The organism is Paraburkholderia sp. DD10 (genome assembly GCF_049177125.1).
GTDB lineage: Bacteria > Pseudomonadota > Gammaproteobacteria > Burkholderiales > Burkholderiaceae > Paraburkholderia > Paraburkholderia terricola.
The window spans coordinates 2,904,510-2,923,046 of the sequence record NZ_CP185393.1; the positions used below are offsets into that span (position 1 = coordinate 2,904,510).

Below are 18,537 nucleotides of genomic sequence, written 5' to 3' on the forward strand. Positions count from 1 at the left end.
CAACGCTTTTAAAACAGAGCGGCGACGAAAGCCTGCTCGTGCGCTCAGTCCGCCTGCTTGCGCAGGAACGCCGGAATGTCGTACGTGTCGACGCCCTTTTCCTGCAACGCCTGCACATGCGACGCCGCCGTATCGCGCGACGTGCGCCATACAGCCGGCGTATCCAGCGCGCCGTAATCGGCGGTGCTCGCGTGCGACGGCGTATAGCCGGCGTGGTGCGCGTTGACCGGCTGGTTGTCGGTGCCGGTGCGCAGCAGCGTCATCGGTGCCGATTGCTGCTTCTTCGCCGCGCGACCCAAGCCCGTTGCCACGACCGTCACGCGCAGCGCGTCGCCCATTGCATCGTCGTACACCGCGCCGAAGATCACCGTGGCGTCTTCCGCCGCATAGCTCTTGATGGTGTTCATCACTTCGCGCGTTTCCGACAGACGCAGCGAACGGCTCGACGTGATGTTCACCAGCACGCCACGCGCGCCCGACAGATCCACGCCTTCCAGCAGCGGGCTGGCGACAGCCTGCTCGGCGGCCAGACGCGCGCGATCGACACCGGCGACCGTCGCCGTGCCCATCATCGCCTTGCCCTGCTCGCCCATCACCGTCTTCACGTCCTCGAAGTCGACGTTCACCAGACCGTCGACGTTGATGATTTCCGCGATGCCGGCAACCGCGTTGTTCAGAACGTCGTCTGCGCACTGGAAGCACTTGTCCATCTCGGCGTCATCGCCCATCACCTCGAACAGCTTGTCGTTCAGAACGACGATCAGCGAGTCGACGTGATCCTCCAGTTGCTGCGAACCGGCTTCCGCGACGCGCATCCGCTTGCCGCCTTCGAATTCGAACGGCTTGCTGACCACGCCGACGGTCAAGATGCCCATTTCCTTGGCGATCTGCGCGACCACCGGCGCCGCGCCCGTGCCCGTGCCGCCGCCCATGCCGGCGGTGATGAACACCATGTGCGCGCCGCGCAGCGAATCCGCGATGCGTTCACGCGCTTCTTCCGCTGCCGCGCGGCCCATTTCCGGCTTGGCGCCAGCGCCAAGCCCCGTATTGCCGAGCTGGATCACCGCGGTGGCGCGCGAGCGCGACAGCGCCTGCGCATCCGTGTTCATCACGATGAAGTCGACGCCTTGCACGCCTTTGTTGATCATGTGCTGAACGGCATTGCCGCCAGCGCCACCGACTCCGATCACCTTGATGATGGTGCCGTTCGTTTCGGTTTCCAGCATCTGGAATTCCATGTTGCCTCCGTCAAGATAAAAAATTGCAGCCACTCGGCCGTTATTCGGCAGGAGATCGGGCAACCCCCTGTCGCGCGCCGGCCGCCGGCACCAGCGCGTATTTTTTAAAGCCCGTTCTTTAAAGCCAATTCGTTAGAAGTTGCCGAGGAACCAGTCCTTCATTCGCGTGAACACCTGCCCCATCGACCCCGACTGCACCGCGACCTTGCGGCCGCGCATGCGTTGCGAGCGTCCTTCGACGAGCAGGCCCATCGCCGTCGAATAACGCGGGTTGCGCACCACGTCGGCGAGACCGCCCGCGTATTCCGGCACGCCGATGCGCACCGGCTTCAGGAAAATGTCCTCGCCCAGTTCGACCATGCCGAGCATCATCGACGCGCCGCCGGTCAGCACCACGCCGGAGCTCAGCAGTTCCTCGTAACCCGACTCGCGCACCACCTGCTGCACGAGCGAAAATAGTTCCTCGACACGCGGCTCGACCACCGCCGCCAGCGCCTGGCGCGACAGCGTGCGCGGACCGCGCTCGCCGAGACCCGGCACTTCGATCATTTCGTCGGGATCGGCCAGCGCCTGCTTGGCGATGCCGTAATCCACCTTGATGTCTTCCGCGTCCGGCGTCGGCGTGCGCAAGGCCATCGCGATATCGCTCGTGATCTGGTCGCCGGCGATCGGAATCACCGCCGTATGGCGGATCGCGCCTTCGCTGAAAATCGCGATATCCGTCGTGCCGCCGCCGATATCGACCAGCACCACGCCGAGCTCCTTTTCGTCCTCGGTCAGCACCGCCAGCGACGACGCCAGCGGCTGCAAGATCAGATCGTTCACTTCGAGCCCGCAACGGCGCACGCACTTGACGATGTTCTGCGCCGCGCTCACCGCGCCGGTGACGATATGCACCTTCACTTCGAGACGAATGCCGCTCATGCCGATCGGCTCGCGCACATCTTCCTGGCCGTCGATGATGAATTCCTGCGTGAGGATGTGCAGCACCTGCTGATCGGTCGGGATGTTGATCGCCTTCGCCGTCTCGATCACGCGCGCCACATCCGTCTGCGTGACTTCCTTTTCCTTGATCGCCACCATGCCGCTCGAATTGAAGCTGCGGATATGGCTGCCGGCGATGCCGGTGAATACGTTCGTGATCTTGCAGTCGGCCATCAACTCCGCTTCTTCGAGCGCACGTTGAATGGACTGCACGGTGGCCTCAATGTTCACCACCACGCCCTTTTTGAGCCCCTTCGATTCGCTCTGGCCGAGACCGATCACCTCGTAGTGACCCTCGCCCTTCAACTCGGCGACGATGGCCACCACCTTCGACGTCCCGATGTCGAGGGCGACCAGCAGATCTTTATAGTCTTTACTCATAGCGTGCTCATTGCGTGTGATGTCCGTTTACTTCTTGCCCTTGTCGGGTTCGCTGATGAAGCGCATGCCAGCGGCACGAATCGCGAAACCGTTCGGATAGCGCAAGTCCGCATACTCAATGTCCTTCCCCCAACGTTGCGTCACCGCGTTCCAGGCCGCGGTCAGGCGCTTGCTGCGATCGAGCAGCGTGTCCTGATTGCGTTCGCGTCCAAGTTCCACCTGCATGCCGTTCGACAGCTTCACCGTCCACGCGTAGCGCGGCGACAGCGTCACTTCCTCGGGCGTCGCGCCTAACGGCGCAAACCATTTCTGGAAGTCGTGATACCGCGCGACGACTTCCTTCGCTGTTCCGTCCGGGCCGTCGAATGCAGGCAGCTCCTCTTCGAGTTCGCCCTGGTTCGCGGTGAACAGTTCGCCGTCCACGCTCACCAGTTGATCGCTGCCCCACGTCCCCAGCGGTTTGTACTCTTCGAGCGTGACAGCCAGCGCATTCGGCCAGACGCGCCGCACGCTCGCGTGACGCACCCACGGCATCTGCTCGAACGCCTGACGCGCGACGTCGAGATCGACCGTGAAAAAGTTGCCCTTCAGACGCCCGACCACACCGGCGCGCACCGTCGGCGAATTGATGTGCTCGGTATCGCCGTCGATCTGAATCTCGTGCAGCGCGAAGTTCGGGCGCTGGATCAGCCAGTAACCGCCTGCCGCCAGCAGCACGAGCACCAGCAACGCATGCAATGCGTTGGCGGCGAGATTGAGCTGGCGAACGTTGTTCCACATGGTGTTGCTTTCGAGTTGCCCCGTTTAGTCCTTCTCAGTCCTTCAAGGTCAGCGCCAACACGCCGACGACCAGTTCCTGATAGCTGATGCCCACCGCGCGCGCCGCTTTCGGCGGCAGCGAGTGATCGGTCATGCCGGGCGCCGTGTTCACTTCCAGGAAGTACGGGTTGCCGTCGGCGTCGAGCATGAAATCGGCGCGGCCCCAATCGGTGCAGCCGAGCACGTCGAACGCGCGGCGCGCCAGCACTTTCAGACGCGCTTCCTCATCCGCCGTCAGGCCGCACGGAATCAGGTATTGCGTGTCGTTGGCGATGTACTTCGCGTGATAGTCGTAGAATTCGCCGGCCGGCACGATGCGGATCACCGGCAGGTCGAGATCGCCGGCGATGCACGCGGTGTACTCGCCGCCGCCCTCGATGCTCTTTTCGACCACCACGATCCTGTCGTACTTGACCGCTTCGATCAGCGCCGCCGGCAATGCGTCGGCGCTCTTCACCTTGATCACCGCGACGCTCGACCCTTCGCTCGCCGGCTTCACGAAGAGCGGCAAGCCGAGCTTCGCGACGATCTCGTGGGAGCGCGCTTCGTAGTCGTCGCCGCGCAGCACGGCTTCGAACGGCGGCGTCGGAATGCCCAGTTGCTGCCACACGAGCTTGGTGCGGAACTTGTCGAGACCGAGCGCCGAGCCGAGCACGCCGCTTCCCGTGTAGCGGATGCCGTAAAAATCGAGTGCGCCCTGGATCTGGCCGTTCTCGCCGTAGCCGCCGTGCAGCGCGTTGAACGCGCGCACGAAGCCTTCATCCTTCAACGCGGCGAGCGGACGCTCGGCCGGATCGAACGGATGCGCGTCGATACCGGCGTCGCGCAGACCTTGCAGCACGAGGCGGCCGGAATTGAGCGACACCTCGCGCTCGGCGGAATCGCCACCGAGCAGCACTGCCACCTTGCCGAATTGTTTAGGGTCGATACTGCTCATCTCACACCTTCGTTTCCTGCGCGAGACGACCCGGCACACCGCCGATCGAACCCGCGCCCATCGTGATCACCACATCGCCGTCGCGCACCAATGCAGCGAGCGCGTCCGGCACTTCATCCACCGTATCGACGAACACCGGCTCGACCTTGCCCGCCACCCGCAGCGCCCGCGCCAACGCGCGGCCGTCCGCGGCGACGATCGGCGCTTCGCCGGCCGCATAGACTTCGGTGAGCACCAACGCGTCGACGGTCGACAGCACCTTCACGAAGTCCTCGAAGCAATCGCGCGTGCGCGTGAAGCGGTGCGGCTGAAACGCCAGCACCAGACGCCGGCCGGGGAACGCACCGCGCGCCGCCGCCACCGTGGCCGCCATTTCAACCGGGTGATGCCCGTAGTCGTCGACCAGCGTGTACGCGCCGGTTTTACCGTCGGCCACGATCGGCACCTCGCCGTAGCGCTGGAAGCGCCGGCCCACGCCGTTGAAATCCGCCAGCGCTCGCTGGATATCGGCATCTTTCACTTCGAGTTCAGTCGCAATCGCAATCGCGGCCAACGCGTTCTGCACGTTATGCTCGCCCGGCAGGTTCAACACGATGTCGAGCGGCGGCGCGTCTTCGCGCATCGCGGTGAAATGCATCTTGCCGCCGCGCGCTTCGACGTTGACCGCGCGCACTTGCGCATCGGGCGCCAGGCCGTAGCGGATGATCGGCTTCGACACGAACGGCAGGATTTCCTTCACGCTCGGATCGTCGACGCACAGCACGGCAATGCCGTAGAACGGCAGACGATGCGTGAACTCGATGAACGCCTGCTTGAGCCGCGCGAAGTCGTGGCCGTAGGTGTCCATGTGATCCGCGTCGATGTTCGTGATGACCTCGATCACCGGGAACAGGTTCAGGAACGACGCGTCCGATTCGTCCGCCTCGGCGACGATGAAGTCGCCCGTGCCCAGCCGCGCATTCGCGCCCGCGCTGATCAGCCGTCCGCCGATCACGAAGGTCGGATCGAGCCCGCCCGCGGCCAGCACGCTCGCCACCAGCGACGTGGTAGTGGTCTTGCCGTGCGTGCCGGCAATCGCGATGCCCTGCTTCAGGCGCATCAACTCCGCGAGCATCACCGCGCGCGGCACGATCGGAATACGGCGATGGCGCGCGGCCAGCACTTCGGGGTTGTCGCTGCGCACCGCCGTGGAGACGACCACCGCGTTCGCGTCCTCGATGTTCTCCGCCGCGTGGCCGATCGCGATGCGCGCGCCGAGCGCCGCCAGCCGATCTGTCACGGCGTTCTTCGACAGATCCGAGCCGCTCACCTGATAGCCGAGATTGAGCAGCACCTCCGCGATGCCGCTCATGCCGACACCGCCGATGCCGACAAAATGAATGTGTTTGACGATGTGTTTCATTGCTTTCCTTCTGGGCTCGCGCCCGAAATCGAACCCGCCACGGTCGCGCAAATCTGCGCGACCTGTTCCGTGGCGTCGGGTTTCGCGAGCGAGCGCGAACGCTCCGCCATTTCCGCGAGGGTCTCGCGCGTCTGGCTGCGCAACCATTCGGCGAGCGTTTCCGCCGACAGGTCGCGTTGCTGCACGACAAGCGCCGCGCCGTTGTCGGCGAGGAACGCTGCATTGGTTGTCTGGTGATCGTCCACCGCATACGGAAACGGCACGAAAAACGCCGCCACGCCGACCGCTGAAATCTCCGCGACCGTCATCGCGCCCGCGCGGCAAATCACGAGGTCCGCGTTCGCGTAGGCGCTCGTCATGTCGTCGATGAAGGCGACGAGTTCGACGCCGGCTTGCTCGCCGTCGGCGGTTTGCAATCCCGCTTCCGCGTAGTTCTCGCGCAGCGCGTCGATATGCTTCGCGCCCGCCTGATGCACGATGCGCGGACGTTCGTTCGGCGCCAGCAGCGCGACCGCGCGCGGCACCACTTCGTTCAACGCGGCCGCGCCGAGACTGCCGCCCACCACGAGCACATTCAACGGGCCCTTGCGTTGCGCGTAGCGTGCTTTGGGTGCGATTGCGCGTGCAAGTTCCGCGCGAATCGGGTTGCCGGTCCATTCGCCGTGCGGCAGCGTATTCGGGAACGCGACCAGCACACGTTTCGCGAGCTTCGCGAGCACTTTGTTCGCGAGGCCCGCGATCGAATTCTGTTCATGCAAGACCAGCGGACGGCCGCTCAATACTGTCATCAAGCCGGCCGGGAACGTGATGTACCCGCCCATGCCGAGCACGACATCCGGCTTCACGCGACGCAGCACGCTCAGGCTTTGCGCGCAGGCGCGCAGCAGATTCACGGGCAGCATCAGCTTGGTTTTGAGGCCCTTGCCGCGCAGGCCGCCAAAGCGCACGTATTCCAACGCGATGCCGTGCTTCGGCACCAGCGTCGCTTCCATGCCGGCAGGGTTGCCGAGCCAGACGACCTTCCAGCCCCACGTCTGCATCAGATGAGCGACCGCGAGACCAGGGAACACGTGTCCCCCGGTGCCGCCGGCCATCACCATCAGCGTGCGTTGCGGCAGGGAGGTCATACTTTTCCTCCGCGCATGAGAACCCGGTTCTCGTAATCCACCCGCATCAACACGGCAACCGCCACGCAGTTCAGCACGATGCCCGAACCGCCGTAGCTCACGAGCGGCAGCGTGAGCCCCTTGGTCGGCAGCAAGCCGAGGTTCACGCCCATGTTGATGAACGTCTGCGCGCCGAACCAGATGCCGACGCCCTTCGCCACCAGGCCCGCGAACGTGCGGTCGAGCGCGAGCGCCTGACGGCCGATCTCGAACGAGCGGCGCACGATCCAGTAGAACATCAGGATCACCATCAGCACGCCGATAAAGCCGAGCTCCTCGCCGATCACCGCGAGGATGAAGTCGGTATGCGCTTCCGGCAGATAGTTGAGCTTCTCGACGCTGCCGCCCAGGCCCACGCCGAACCACTCGCCGCGCCCGAACGCGATCAGCGAGTGCGTCAATTGATAAGCCTTGCCTTGCGCGTAGCGGTCGTCCCACGGATCGAGGTACGCGAAGATCCGCTCGCGACGCCACGGCGACGCCCACACCAGCAAGCTGAACGTGCCAACCGCGGTGGCCACGAGGCCGCCGAACAGCTTGCCGTTCACGCCGCCGAGAAACAGCACGCCCATCGCGATCGCCGCGATCACCATGAACGCGCCCATATCCGGTTCGAGCAGCAGCAACGCGCCGACGAGCCCGACCGCCACCGCCATCGGCAAGAAGCCCTTGGCGAAGCTGTGCATGTATTCCTGCTTGCGCACCGTGTAGTTCGCCGCGTAAATCGTCACCGCGAGCTTCATGATTTCCGACGGCTGCATGTTCGTGATGCCGAGCGGAATCCAGCGGCGCGCGCCGTTCACGCCCTTGCCGACGTGCGGAATCAGCACGATCACGAGCGCAAGCAACGCGAGCAGGAAGAGTTTGGGCGCGTACTTGTCCCACGTCGAAATCGGAATGCGGAACGACACGATGCCGATCACCGAGCCCATCACCACGAAAATGATCTGGCGCACGAGGAACGCATAGTCGCGATACGACGCGTATTTCGGCGAATCGGGCATCGCGATCGACGCCGAATACACCATCACGACGCCAAGACCCAGCAGCGCGACGACCACCCACAGCAGCGAGTGGTCGTAGTCGAGCATGCGCGAGCGCAGCGGACGCACGCCGTTGACAGCGCTCGCGAGGCCGCTGCCGTCCGCGCGGCCGGCTGCGCGAGCCGCGCCGCCCACGGCGCCGGCGCTTTCGCGCGAGCCGCCAGTGCGCGAGCCGAATCGTTCGGACCAGCTCATATCATCGTCCCCCGTTCGGCAGCGATGTCTTCCACGGTGCCGCGGAACACCGCGGCGCGGTGCGCGTAACTCTTGAACATGTCGAAGCTCGCGCACGCCGGCGACAGCAGCACGGCGTCGCCGGGCTGCGCCAGCGCGGTGGCCGCGCGCGTCGCTTCCTCGAGCGTGGCCTGATCGGTCAGCGCGATGCCGGTGTGTTCCAGCGCGGCGCGGATCAGCGGCGCATCGCGGCCGATCAGCATCACGGCGCGGCACCAGCGCGTCACCGGCTCGGCGAGCGGTTCGAAATCCTGGCCCTTGCCGTCGCCGCCGGCGATCAGCACGACGCGCTGCGCGAGGCCGTCGAGCGCGGCGACCGTCGCGCCGACGTTGGTGCCCTTGCTGTCGTCGACGTAATCGATGCCGTCGATCGACGCGATCAGTTCCACGCGATGCGGCTCGCCGCGATATTCACGCAGACCGTGCAACAGCGGCGCGCCGGGCAAGCCGATCGCGCGCGCGAGCGCATAGGCGGCGAGCGCGTTCGCGGCATTGTGCAGGCCGCGGATGCGCAAGGCGTCCGCGGGCATGAGGCGCTTGAGCGCGATGTTCGGCGGCGCGACCACTTCGTTCTTGCGGCGACGCTTCGGCGCGGCGGACTCGTCGCTCGCGTCGAGATCGTGCGCCTGAACCAGCCACACCATGCCGTTATCGCGCAGCAAGCCGTAATCGCCGTCGTTCTTCGGCTCGGTGACGCCGAAGGTGATGATCGCCGCGTCGCTCTCTTCGGAGGGCGCGAGCGCCATGACGCGCGAGTCGTCGCGGTTCAGCACGCGCACGGTCTGTGTACCGAAGATGCGGCCCTTCGCGGCGGCGTAGGCATCGAGGCCGCCGTGCCAGTCCAGGTGGTCTTGCGTGATGTTCAGCACCACCGCCGCGTCAGGGCTGAACGTGTGCGCGGTTTCAAGCTGGAAGCTCGATAGTTCCAGTACCCACACGTCGGGCAGCGCGGTGTTGTCGATCGCCTCGGTGAGCTTGTCGAGCAGAGCCGGGCTGATGTTGCCGGCGACCGCGACCTTCTTGCCGGCGCGTTCGCACAACAGGCCCGTGAGGCTCGTGGTCGTGGTCTTGCCGTTGGTGCCGGTGATCGCGACGACCTTCGGCGCGTAGCCGCTTTCGCCGAGCGTCCGCAGCGCCTGCGAGAAGAATTCGAGTTCGCCCCACACCGGAATGTCCTGCTCGCGCGCCGCCGTGATCAACGGCAGCAGGTCGGCCGCGAGCGGCGACAAGCCGGGGCTGATCGCCACGAGTTCGACGCCTTCGAGCAACACGGGAGAAAACGGCCCGCCGACGAATGCGGCGTCGACGGCATGCGCTTCGAGGGCGGACAGGTTCGGCGGCACCTCGCGCGTATCGGCCACACGCAGCCGACAGCCGTGCCGCGCGCACCAGCGCGCCATCGCGAGACCGGATTCACCCAGTCCCAGCACGAGCACCATCGGCTTTTGCCGATCCCGAAACTTCTCGCCGAACATCGCCTGCTTCCCCTAATACCTGCTGCTTAACGCAGTTTGAGCGTGGACAAACCGAACAGACACAACATGAGCGTGATGATCCAGAAACGCACCACCACTTGCGTTTCCTTCCACCCCGACAGCTCGAAATGGTGATGCAGCGGCGCCATCTTGAAGAGACGCCGGCCTTCGCCGAAACGGCGCTTGGTGAATTTGAACCACGCAACCTGCAGCATCACGGAGAGCGTCTCCGCGACGAAAATGCCGCCCATGATGAAGAGCACGATTTCCTGGCGCACGATCACCGCCACCGTGCCGAGCGCGCCGCCGAGCGCGAGCGCGCCGACGTCGCCCATGAACATCTGGGCGGGGTGCGTGTTGAACCAGAGGAACGCGAGCCCCGCCCCGCCCATCGCCGAGCAGAAGATCAGCAGTTCGCCCGCGCCGGGGATATGCGGAAACAGCAGGTATTTCGAGAAGACCGAGCTGCCCATCACGTAGGCGAACACGCCGAGCGACGCGCCGACCAGCACGACGGGCATGATCACGAGACCATCGAGACCGTCGGTGAGATTCACCGCGTTGCTGGAGCCGACGATCACCAGATACGTCAGCACGATGAAGCCCCACACGCCGAGCGGATAGCTGATCGACTTGACGAACGGCAGCATCAGGTCGGCGCGCGCGGGCAAGCCCATCGACAAGCCGCTTCGCACCCATGCCATGAACAGGTCGAACACGCGCACGTTGTTCGCTTCCGACACGCTGAACGCGAGATACACGGCCGCGAACAGACCGATCACCGATTGCCAGAAATACTTCTCGCGCGACGACATGCCGCGCGGATCCTTGTAGACCACCTTGCGGTAATCGTCGACCCAACCAATCACGCCGAAGCCGAACGTGACGAGCATCACGATCCAGATGAAGCGGTTGGTCAGATCGGCCCACAGCAGCGTGGCCACGGCGATGCCGAGCAGGATCAGCACGCCGCCCATGGTCGGCGTGCCGGATTTGACGAGGTGCGTTTGCGGACCGTCCTTGCGGACGGCCTGGCCGACCTTCATCGCGGTCAGCTTGCGGATCACCGCCGGGCCGCAGACGAGCCCGATCAGCAGCGCGGTGATGGTTGCCGCCACCGCACGGAAAGTCAGATAACTGAACACGCGCAAGAAGCTTGCGTCATTCTGCAGCCATTGCGCCAGCGCCAGTAGCATGCTTCGGTCCTTCTATTTCAGTGTGCGGCGGGCGCATTGCCCGCCGGGTTGGGTTGTGGACTCGTTACGGCGTCCACCACGCGCTCCATTTGCATGAAGCGCGAGCCTTTCACGAGAAACGTTGCGGCAGCGCCGAAACCGGCCTGCTGCAATTGCGCGACCAGCGTGCCGATATCGGCGACGTGATGCGCGTCGGCGCCATACGCGGCGCAGGCGTCGCGCGAGGCGTCGCCCATTGCGTACAGCGCGTCGATGCCGCGTTCCCTGGCGTACGCACCGATTTCGCGGTGAAACGCCGGACCGTTGTCGCCGACTTCGCCCATGTCGCCCATCACCAGCACCCGCGGCGCGGCACACGAGGCGAGTACGTCGATCGCGGCGCGCATCGAATCGGGGTTCGCGTTGTAGGTGTCGTCGATCACGGTGGCGCCGGCGAGCGCGCCGAGCGCGGCACGCTTCACCTGCAAGCGGCCCTTCACCGCGCCGAACGCTTCGAGACCGCGCTTGATCGCGTCGAGCGACACGCCCGCGGCCAAGGCGGCGGCCGTCGCGGCCAGTGCGTTGTGCGCGTTGTGGTTGCCGAGCACTTGCAGCGTGACTTCGACGTGGCCTTGCGGCGTGTCGATGCTCAGCACGTTGCCCACGAAGCTGCCTTTCACGGCCGCTTCGGTGACATGCTCGGCGTCGTTCAAAGCGAAGTCGACGATGCGGTTGCCGGTTGCCGCGACGCGCCAGATGCTCGCGTAGGCGTCATTGGCCGGAAACACCGCGACGCCGTCCGGGGCGAGCGCGTGAATCACGCTCGCATGTTCGAGCGCGACCGCTTCGACGGTCGCCATGAATTCCTGGTGCTCGCGCTGCGCGTTGTTCACCACCGCCACCGTGGGCTCGGCGATCTTCGCGAGCAGCGAGGTTTCGCCCGGATGGTTCATGCCGAGCTCGACCACCGCCAGTTGATGCGCGGCGTGCAGGCGGAACAGCGTGAGCGGCAAACCGATGTCGTTGTTGAAATTGCCGGCGGTCGCAAGGCGGGCATCCGCGCCCACCGCGGCGGCGAAGATCGACGCGATCATTTCCTTGACCGTGGTCTTGCCGTTGCTGCCCGTCACCGCGACGAGCGGCATGCCGAACCGGCGGCGCCAGCCGCGCGCGAGCGCGCCGAGCGCCACGCGCGTATCGGCCACGCGCAAGGCGGGCACACGCCAGTCGTCGGGTGTATGCGCGACCAGGACCGCCGTGACGTTGCGCGACGCGACTTCCGCAAGGAAGTCGTGCGCGTCGAAACGCTCGCCCTTGATCGCGACGAACAGATCGCCCGGACCGGCGCTGCGGCTGTCGGTCGACACGCGTTCGAACGCGACGCTGTCGTCGCCGATCACGGTGGCGCCGGGAATCAGCGCGGCGGCTTCACGCAGCGAGAACATCGTCATTCGCCACCTCCGCGTGCATGCGTCGCCCGCGCGGCGAGTGCGAGACGAGCGTGATCCTGATCGGAGAAAGCGCGCTTCTTGCCCATGATTTCCTGGGTTGCCTCGTGCCCCTTGCCGGCCAGCACGATGACGTCTTCGCGCGCGGCGCCGCGGATCGCTTGCAGAATCGCGCTCGCGCGGTCCTCGATGCGGCGCGCTTTGGACGCGTCTTTCATTCCCGCGACGATCTGCTCGATGATCGATTGCGGATCTTCGCCGCGCGGGTTGTCGCTCGTCACCACCACGCCGTCGGCGGTTTTCTCGGCAATCGAGCCCATCAGCGGACGCTTGGTGGCGTCGCGGTCGCCGCCGCAGCCGAACATGCAGATCAGTTGACCGCCGCGAGCTGCCGCCATCGGGCGCAGTGCTTCGAGGGTTTTTTCCAGCGCGTCGGGCGTGTGCGCATAGTCGATCACGACGAGCGGTTCGTCGTTCTGCAAGCGGCCGCCGAGGCGCTGCATGCGGCCGTTCACCGGCTGGAGCTTCGCCAGTTCGGCAAGCGCGGCGTCGAACGGCACGTCCGCAGCGAGCAACGCGCCCAACACGCCAAGCAGATTCGCAACGTTGAATCCGCCGAGCGTTTGCACTTCGGCTTCGGCGTTGCCCCAGTCGGACGTAGCCAGATGAAACGCGGTGCCCGTGGCGGTGGCGCGAACCTTCGATGCAAGGAGCCAGGCATCGGCTTGCGGCGCGTCTTGTTGGGACGTGCCGGTTTCATCGAGCCCGTAGGCGATCGTGCGCGCGTGCCCTTGCGTGCTTGCCAGCAGGCGCCGGCCAGCGGGGTCGTCGCGGTTGATCACCGCCGCGCGCAGTTCGGGCCACGCGAAAAGACGCGCCTTGGCCGCTTCGTAGGCTTCGAAGGTGCCGTGGTAGTCGAGATGGTCTTGCGTGAGATTCGTGAACACGGCGATGTCGAACGCCGTGCCGTTCACGCGCCCCTGATGCAATGCATGCGACGACACTTCCATCGCGACCGCCTGCGCGCCCACGTCGCGCAATCGCGCGAGGCTGCGTTGCAGTTGCGGCGCGTCGGGCGTGGTGAAACCGGTGTGCACGAGCTGACCCGGCAACCCGGTGCCAAGCGTGCCGATGATCGCGCAGCGCGTGCCGAGCGCGGTCAACGCCGCCGAGATCCACTGGCTGCAGGAAGTCTTGCCGTTCGTACCGGTGATGCCGATCGCGAGCATCGTGTCGCTCGGATCGCCATACCAAACGCTCGCGATCGAGCCGGCGAGTTCGTTCAGCGCCGGCACGGCCAGTGTCGTGGCCGGATCGACGGTGCCGCCGTAGCCCTCGGGCTGAACCAGCACCGCGGCCGCGCCGCGTTTGAGCGCGCCGTCGATGAACGGGCGGTTGTCCGCGCCGTCGACCGCATAGGCGAAAAACGCATCGCCTGCCGCGAGCGAGCGTGTGTCCGCGTGCAGATGCGCGCCTGGCTGCACGCGCGCGCGCAGCCAGGCCAAGGCGTCGGCGATCTGCCGGTGCGCCGGATGTCTGTTACGGAGCACGCTCATCGCACGACTCCGGGATGGCTTTTCGCGCTGGCGGAGATCGTCATCTTCTTCGCGCCGGCGTTAGTGGAGAGCTTCCTGGCCGTTGCGGCCGTGGCCGGCGTGTTCGGCGCGGCGGGCGCCGCGTCGTCCGACACCACCATCTGCTTGACGGGCATGTCGGGCGGCACGTTCAGCGAGCGCAGCGTATCGCCGACGATGCCGGAGAACACCGGTCCCGAGACCTGGCCGCCGAAGTGGCTGCCCGCCGTGGGTTCGTCGACCGACACGGCCACCACGATGCGCGGATTCGGCATCGGCGCCATGCCGACGAACGACGCGCGGTACTTCGAGTGGTCGTAGCCGTGCGGGCCGTGCTTGTAGGCGGTGCCGCTCTTGCCGCCGACGCGATAACCCGGCACGGCGGCGTCCGGCGAGGTGCCGCCCGGCGCCGTCACCGTTTCGAGCATCGCGCGCACCTGGCGAGCAGTGGTCGGCGAGAAGATTTGCGGGCCCGCAGCCGGCTGGTCGCCCGGTGCGCGGAAAATCGACACCGGCATGATCTCGCCGTCGTGCGCGATCGCGGTGTATGCGCGGCCCAACTGGAACAGCGACACGGACAGGCCGTAGCCGTAAGACATGGTCGCCTGTTCGATGCGGCGCCAGTTCTTCCACGAACGCAGACGGCCAGCCGCCGCGCCGGGGAAGCCGACCTTCGGCGCCTGGCCGAGACCGATGCTGGTGTACATATTCCACATCTCTTCGGGCTTGAGCTGCATGGCGATCTTCGTTGCGCCGATGTTGCTCGATTTCTGGATCACGCCGCCCACGGTCAGCACGCCGAAGGCGCTGTCGTCGGTAATCGGCGCACCGTCGAGCACGAAGCGGCCCGAACCCGTATCCACCAGTGTAGTCGGCGTCACGCGGTGCAGATCCAGCGCGAGCGACACGGTGAACGGCTTCATGATCGAGCCGGGCTCGAAGGTGTCGGTCAGGATGCGGTTGCGCAACTGATCGCCGGTGAGGTGTGAACGGTCGTTCGGGTTGTACGTGGGGTAATTGACGAGCGCCAGCACTTCGCCGGTGCGTACGTCGATCACCATCGCGGCGCCGGCCTTCGCCTTGAATTTCTGCACGGCCGCTTTCAGGTTCGTGTACGCGATGTACTGGATCTTGCTGTCGATCGACAGATCCACGTCCTTGCCGTTATGGGGCACGACCTGCTCGTCCACGTCCTCGATGATGTGGCCGATGCGGTCCTTGATCACGCGGCGGCTGCCCGACACGCCGGCGAGCAGCTTCTGGTCGCCGAGTTCGACGCCTTCCTGACCTTCGTCTTCCACATTGGTGAAGCCGATCAGGTGCGCCGTGATCTCGCCTTCCGGATAGAAACGCTTGTACTCGTCGCGCGCGTAAATGCCGGGAATCCCGAGCGCGGCGACCTTCGCGGCGACGTCGACCGGCACCTGGCGCTTCACGTAGACGAACGTCTTGTCTTCCGACAGCTTGGTGCGCAACTCCTTGCTCGTCATGTCGAGCAGCTTGCCGAGCGCGGTGAGCTTGTCGGCGCCGAGATCGTCCGGCACGGATTCGGGAATCGCCCAGATGGCGCGCACCGGCAGACTCGTGGCGAGCACGAGACCGTTGCGGTCGAGAATCTTGCCGCGCGTGGCCGGCAGTTCGAGGCGGCGCTGATAGCGGATTTCGCCCTGCTTCTGATAGAACGCGTTGCCCGGCCCCTGGATCCAGAACGCGCGCCCGGCCAGCGCGACAAACGCCATGAACAGCAGGAACACGACGAGCTTGGAGCGCCACATCGGCAGACGCACCGAGAGGATCGGGTTCGCCGAGAAAGCCACGCTTTTGCGAGCCGACGATTTTTTCATCGCACGCCTCCGCGGGCGGTCGCGGACGCCGCCGACGCCGGACCGGAAGTCGGGATGGGCGCGTCTTCGGCCTTGGCGGCGTGCGGGTCGAGCGTCAGATATTGCGTGCGGCCGGTGCTGACCGCCTGCATTTTCAGCGAGGCCGTGGCGAGCTGCTCGATACGCGACGTTTTCGACAGCGCGCTCTGCTGATATTGAAGCTGCGAATAATCCTGCTGCAGTTGACGCTCCTGCGATTGCGCGCGCTGCAACTGAATGAAGATCTGACGCTGCTGATTGGTGGCGTTGACGACCGACAAGGCGCAGCCCATCACGATCATCAGCAGGAAGATATTGAGGCGATTCATGGTGCGATCCGCTCCGCCACCCGCATCACGGCAGAACGGGCCCGCGGATTCGCGGCGACTTCAGCGTCGCTCGCGAACACGCGGCCGATGATTTTGAGCGGAGGGCTCGGCAGATCGACGGCGCGAATCGGCAGGCGGCGATCCACCGCCGGCGTACTGGCGTGCGCCTGCATGAATCGCTTGACGATCCGGTCCTCGAGCGAATGAAAGCTGATGACCACCAGCCGCCCCCCTTGCTCCAACAGCGACAACGCTGCTTCTAAAACGACTTGCAGCTCCGCAAGCTCTTGATTGATGTGAATCCGTATAGCCTGAAAGGTGCGGGTTGCCGGATCCTTGCCCTTCTCACGGGTTTTGACGACGTTAGCCACGATTTGGGCAAGCTCGCCCGTGCTGACGAGAGGCCCAAGACGGTCGGACTCTGCCCGGCGAGCAACAAGCGCCTTTGCAATCTGAAAAGCAAACCGTTCTTCCCCATAATCTCGTATCACCTCCGTCAATTCCTGCACCGTGGCCCGCGCCAGCCAGTCAGCGGCAGACTCGCCGCGCGTCGGGTCCATGCGCATGTCGAGCGGGCCGTCGGCGCGAAAGCTGAAGCCCCGCTCCGGGTCGTCGACTTGCGGCGACGACACGCCCAGATCCAGTAAAACACCCGACACCCGCCCTACTCCGCGCTCCGCGATTGCGCTGCGCAGTGAAGCAAAACTCTCGTGCACGATCTCAAAGCGCGGATCCTCGATCTGCTGCGCGGTGGCGATGGCGAGCGGGTCTTTGTCGAACGCGATCAGACGCCCGGCTTCCCCCAACCTCTCCAGCACCAGCCGGCTATGACCGCCGCGCCCGAAGGTGCCGTCCACATACACGCCGTCCGCGCGCGTGACCAGCGCATTGACCGCTTCTTCCAGCAGCACCGTGCGATGCTGCAATTCGTTTCCCATCGCAGGTGCCATATATGTATGCCGCGATCAGAACGTGAAATTCTTTAACGCTTCGGGCATGCCCTCGGCGATCGCCGCCTGTTCCTTCGCGGCGTAGGTTTGTGCGTCCCACAGCTCGAAGTGCCGGCCCATGCCGAGCAGCGTTACTTCCTTTTCCAGCGAGCCGGCCATGCGCAATTCCGGCGACACGAGCACGCGGCCCGCGCCGTCCATATCGACGTCCATTGCATTGCCGAGAAAAATGCGGCGCCACCAAGTCGCGTTCATGGGCAGATTGCCGACCTTCTCGCGGAAGATCTCCCATTCAGGGCGCGGAAAGAGCAACAGGCAGCCATCCGGGTGCTTGGTGATCGTCACCCGGCCCTCTGCCTGTGTCTGCAGCGCATCCCGATAGCGAGAAGGGATCGACATCCGCCCTTTCGCATCGAGTGTCAGCGCCGACGCCCCTTGGAACACTTCGCTCTCCCGTCTTGCGGCGCTTTTTGCGCCGGCTGCCCGTTTCGTGAAAATCTACCCCAAACCACCCGTGAGATCACACAAAAATACACTTTCTCACACTGTCTCCCACTTTAGAGGAACGCTAAACAGGGGTCAAGGGAGAAACACGCTTTTCGGACGAATTTTGTTTGTTAGAACAAGGACTTAGCGCCACTCCTTCATGTCAGACATAAAACGGAAAACCGTTATAAATGAATGAGCTAGTGCAACTTGTGAAGGTGATACGTGAAAAGCGCGGGGGAAAGGCGCGCGACGTAAGAGATCGTCAAGCGAAGCGGGGAGGTGTTGGCGGGCGTTCGGAGGAGTTTCAGGGACGACGGGTGACGGGCCGTCCCACTTTCGGGCGATGCCTGGGGCAACCCGCTCGGGCTTTATATGTAATAGGCGGTGCGCGTCATGACTTTCGATACCGCGCGCATCATGGCGCGCGCCGGGAACGGCAACTCGACGCCGCCCGCATCCATGGCGGCCTTACCGTGCCGTACTTCGTCCGCGCGCATCTGCTCGACGATCGCGCGCGACTCGCGGTCGGCCGCGGGCAGCTTGTCCAGATGGCTATCGAGGTGTTGCTCCACCTGGCGCTCGGTTTCGGCCATGAAGCCGAGACTCACCCGGTCGCCGAGGCGCCCCGCCGCGAGTCCAATCGCCAGCGCGCCGGTGTACCAAAGGGGGTTCAACAGGCTGGGGCGCGAGTCGAGCGCCTCGAGGCGTTTGGCGGTCCACGCGAGATGATCCTCCTCCTCGATTGCAGCGTGATTGAACACGGCGCGCAACGACGGAGACCGGGTAGCCAGTTTCTGCGCCTGGTAAAGCGCTTGGGCACATACCTCGCCAACATGGTTCACGCGCATTAAACCGGCCGAGTGCGCGCGTTCCGCCGGTGACAATTCGATCGGCTCCGCCACCGATTCTTGCGGAACCGGCAACGGACGACTCATCCGCGATACACCGGTCATTGAGCGTAAACCCCGATCAAACTCGCTAATCAACTCGTCCAGAAACATTAAGCGCTCCCTGATTCGACAACCGCTTGC

Annotated in this window: 16 protein-coding genes; all 16 read right to left on the reverse strand. The window is 65.0% G+C overall.

Going from position 1 to position 18,537, the window contains the following annotated elements:
• Positions 1–44: 44 nt before the first annotated feature.
• The gene (ftsZ, locus tag ACOCG7_RS28425) at positions 45–1,238 is read right to left on the reverse strand and encodes a cell division protein FtsZ (RefSeq protein WP_073431278.1); all 1,194 of its coding nucleotides are present in this window, start codon (positions 1,236–1,238) and stop codon (positions 45–47) included.
• A 132-nt stretch (positions 1,239–1,370) separates the two neighbouring features.
• Positions 1,371–2,603, reverse strand: coding sequence for a cell division protein FtsA (ftsA, locus tag ACOCG7_RS28430; protein WP_007180311.1), 1,233 nt, complete (start codon positions 2,601–2,603; stop codon positions 1,371–1,373).
• A gap of 27 nt (positions 2,604–2,630) precedes the next feature.
• Positions 2,631–3,383 carry a cell division protein FtsQ/DivIB gene (locus ACOCG7_RS28435; RefSeq protein WP_073431279.1) on the reverse strand — a complete coding sequence of 251 codons (753 nt, stop codon included), beginning with the start codon at positions 3,381–3,383 and terminating at the stop codon, positions 2,631–2,633.
• Positions 3,384–3,417: 34 nt separating this feature from the next.
• Positions 3,418–4,359, reverse strand: coding sequence for a D-alanine--D-alanine ligase (locus ACOCG7_RS28440; RefSeq protein WP_083086471.1), 942 nt, complete (start codon positions 4,357–4,359; stop codon positions 3,418–3,420).
• Between the two features lies 1 nt (position 4,360).
• Positions 4,361–5,761 (reverse strand): UDP-N-acetylmuramate--L-alanine ligase, encoded by a 1,401-nt coding sequence (murC, locus tag ACOCG7_RS28445; RefSeq protein ID WP_083086469.1) that lies wholly within the window; start codon positions 5,759–5,761, stop codon positions 4,361–4,363.
• The gene (murG, locus tag ACOCG7_RS28450) at positions 5,758–6,888 is read right to left on the reverse strand and encodes an undecaprenyldiphospho-muramoylpentapeptide beta-N-acetylglucosaminyltransferase (RefSeq protein ID WP_083086467.1); all 1,131 of its coding nucleotides are present in this window, start codon (positions 6,886–6,888) and stop codon (positions 5,758–5,760) included. The genes murC and murG overlap by 4 nt, the downstream gene beginning before the upstream one ends.
• Positions 6,885–8,165 (reverse strand): putative lipid II flippase FtsW, encoded by a 1,281-nt coding sequence (gene ftsW / locus ACOCG7_RS28455; RefSeq protein WP_073431283.1) that lies wholly within the window; start codon positions 8,163–8,165, stop codon positions 6,885–6,887. The genes murG and ftsW overlap by 4 nt, the downstream gene beginning before the upstream one ends.
• Positions 8,162–9,679: a UDP-N-acetylmuramoyl-L-alanine--D-glutamate ligase gene (murD, locus tag ACOCG7_RS28460; RefSeq protein WP_083086464.1), complete on the reverse strand. Its 1,518-nt coding sequence runs from the start codon at positions 9,677–9,679 to the stop codon at positions 8,162–8,164. Before murD ends, ftsW begins: the two co-directional genes overlap by 4 nt.
• 26 nt (positions 9,680–9,705) lie before the next feature.
• Complete coding sequence (mraY, locus tag ACOCG7_RS28465; RefSeq protein ID WP_073431285.1) at positions 9,706–10,875, reverse strand: phospho-N-acetylmuramoyl-pentapeptide-transferase; 1,170 nt, start codon at positions 10,873–10,875, stop codon at positions 9,706–9,708.
• Between the two features lie 17 nt (positions 10,876–10,892).
• Positions 10,893–12,305 carry a UDP-N-acetylmuramoyl-tripeptide--D-alanyl-D-alanine ligase gene (locus ACOCG7_RS28470; protein ID WP_083086458.1) on the reverse strand — a complete coding sequence of 471 codons (1,413 nt, stop codon included), beginning with the start codon at positions 12,303–12,305 and terminating at the stop codon, positions 10,893–10,895.
• A complete protein-coding gene (locus ACOCG7_RS28475) occupies positions 12,302–13,858 on the reverse strand; it encodes a UDP-N-acetylmuramoyl-L-alanyl-D-glutamate--2,6-diaminopimelate ligase (RefSeq protein WP_114163169.1) in 1,557 nt (518 codons plus the stop codon). The genes ACOCG7_RS28470 and ACOCG7_RS28475 overlap by 4 nt, the downstream gene beginning before the upstream one ends.
• Complete coding sequence (locus ACOCG7_RS28480; protein ID WP_114163170.1) at positions 13,855–15,720, reverse strand: peptidoglycan D,D-transpeptidase FtsI family protein; 1,866 nt, start codon at positions 15,718–15,720, stop codon at positions 13,855–13,857. The genes ACOCG7_RS28475 and ACOCG7_RS28480 overlap by 4 nt, the downstream gene beginning before the upstream one ends.
• Positions 15,717–16,067: a cell division protein FtsL gene (ftsL, locus tag ACOCG7_RS28485; protein WP_083086452.1), complete on the reverse strand. Its 351-nt coding sequence runs from the start codon at positions 16,065–16,067 to the stop codon at positions 15,717–15,719. The genes ACOCG7_RS28480 and ftsL overlap by 4 nt, the downstream gene beginning before the upstream one ends.
• Positions 16,064–17,005 (reverse strand): 16S rRNA (cytosine(1402)-N(4))-methyltransferase RsmH, encoded by a 942-nt coding sequence (rsmH, locus tag ACOCG7_RS28490; RefSeq protein ID WP_114163171.1) that lies wholly within the window; start codon positions 17,003–17,005, stop codon positions 16,064–16,066. Before rsmH ends, ftsL begins: the two co-directional genes overlap by 4 nt.
• A gap of 27 nt (positions 17,006–17,032) precedes the next feature.
• Positions 17,033–17,461 carry a division/cell wall cluster transcriptional repressor MraZ gene (gene mraZ, locus ACOCG7_RS28495; RefSeq protein ID WP_073431291.1) on the reverse strand — a complete coding sequence of 143 codons (429 nt, stop codon included), beginning with the start codon at positions 17,459–17,461 and terminating at the stop codon, positions 17,033–17,035.
• Between the two features lie 413 nt (positions 17,462–17,874).
• Positions 17,875–18,507 carry a 2-polyprenyl-3-methyl-6-methoxy-1,4-benzoquinone monooxygenase gene (gene coq7 / locus ACOCG7_RS28500; protein ID WP_114163172.1) on the reverse strand — a complete coding sequence of 211 codons (633 nt, stop codon included), beginning with the start codon at positions 18,505–18,507 and terminating at the stop codon, positions 17,875–17,877.
• Between the last annotated feature and the right edge of the window lie 30 nt (positions 18,508–18,537).

Excerpts from the sequence above, each read along its gene's own strand:
- ftsA (WP_007180311.1), bottom strand. The coding sequence starts at position 2,603 with ATGAGTAAAGACTATAAAGATCTGCTGGTCGCCCTCGACATCGGGACG.
- ftsL (WP_083086452.1), bottom strand. The coding sequence starts at position 16,067 with ATGAATCGCCTCAATATCTTCCTGCTGATGATCGTGATGGGCTGCGCC.
- murG (WP_083086467.1), bottom strand. The coding sequence starts at position 6,888 with ATGACCTCCCTGCCGCAACGCACGCTGATGGTGATGGCCGGCGGCACC.
- murC (WP_083086469.1), bottom strand. The coding sequence starts at position 5,761 with ATGAAACACATCGTCAAACACATTCATTTTGTCGGCATCGGCGGTGTC.
- ACOCG7_RS28475 (WP_114163169.1), bottom strand. The coding sequence starts at position 13,858 with ATGAGCGTGCTCCGTAACAGACATCCGGCGCACCGGCAGATCGCCGAC.
- ftsW (WP_073431283.1), bottom strand. The coding sequence starts at position 8,165 with ATGAGCTGGTCCGAACGATTCGGCTCGCGCACTGGCGGCTCGCGCGAA.
- coq7 (WP_114163172.1), bottom strand. The coding sequence starts at position 18,507 with ATGTTTCTGGACGAGTTGATTAGCGAGTTTGATCGGGGTTTACGCTCA.
- rsmH (WP_114163171.1), bottom strand. The coding sequence starts at position 17,005 with ATGGGAAACGAATTGCAGCATCGCACGGTGCTGCTGGAAGAAGCGGTC.
- ACOCG7_RS28435 (WP_073431279.1), bottom strand. The coding sequence starts at position 3,383 with ATGTGGAACAACGTTCGCCAGCTCAATCTCGCCGCCAACGCATTGCAT.
- mraY (WP_073431285.1), bottom strand. The coding sequence starts at position 10,875 with ATGCTACTGGCGCTGGCGCAATGGCTGCAGAATGACGCAAGCTTCTTG.
- murD (WP_083086464.1), bottom strand. The coding sequence starts at position 9,679 with ATGTTCGGCGAGAAGTTTCGGGATCGGCAAAAGCCGATGGTGCTCGTG.
- ACOCG7_RS28480 (WP_114163170.1), bottom strand. The coding sequence starts at position 15,720 with ATGAAAAAATCGTCGGCTCGCAAAAGCGTGGCTTTCTCGGCGAACCCG.
- ftsZ (WP_073431278.1), bottom strand. The coding sequence starts at position 1,238 with ATGGAATTCCAGATGCTGGAAACCGAAACGAACGGCACCATCATCAAG.
- ACOCG7_RS28440 (WP_083086471.1), bottom strand. The coding sequence starts at position 4,359 with ATGAGCAGTATCGACCCTAAACAATTCGGCAAGGTGGCAGTGCTGCTC.
- ACOCG7_RS28470 (WP_083086458.1), bottom strand. The coding sequence starts at position 12,305 with ATGACGATGTTCTCGCTGCGTGAAGCCGCCGCGCTGATTCCCGGCGCC.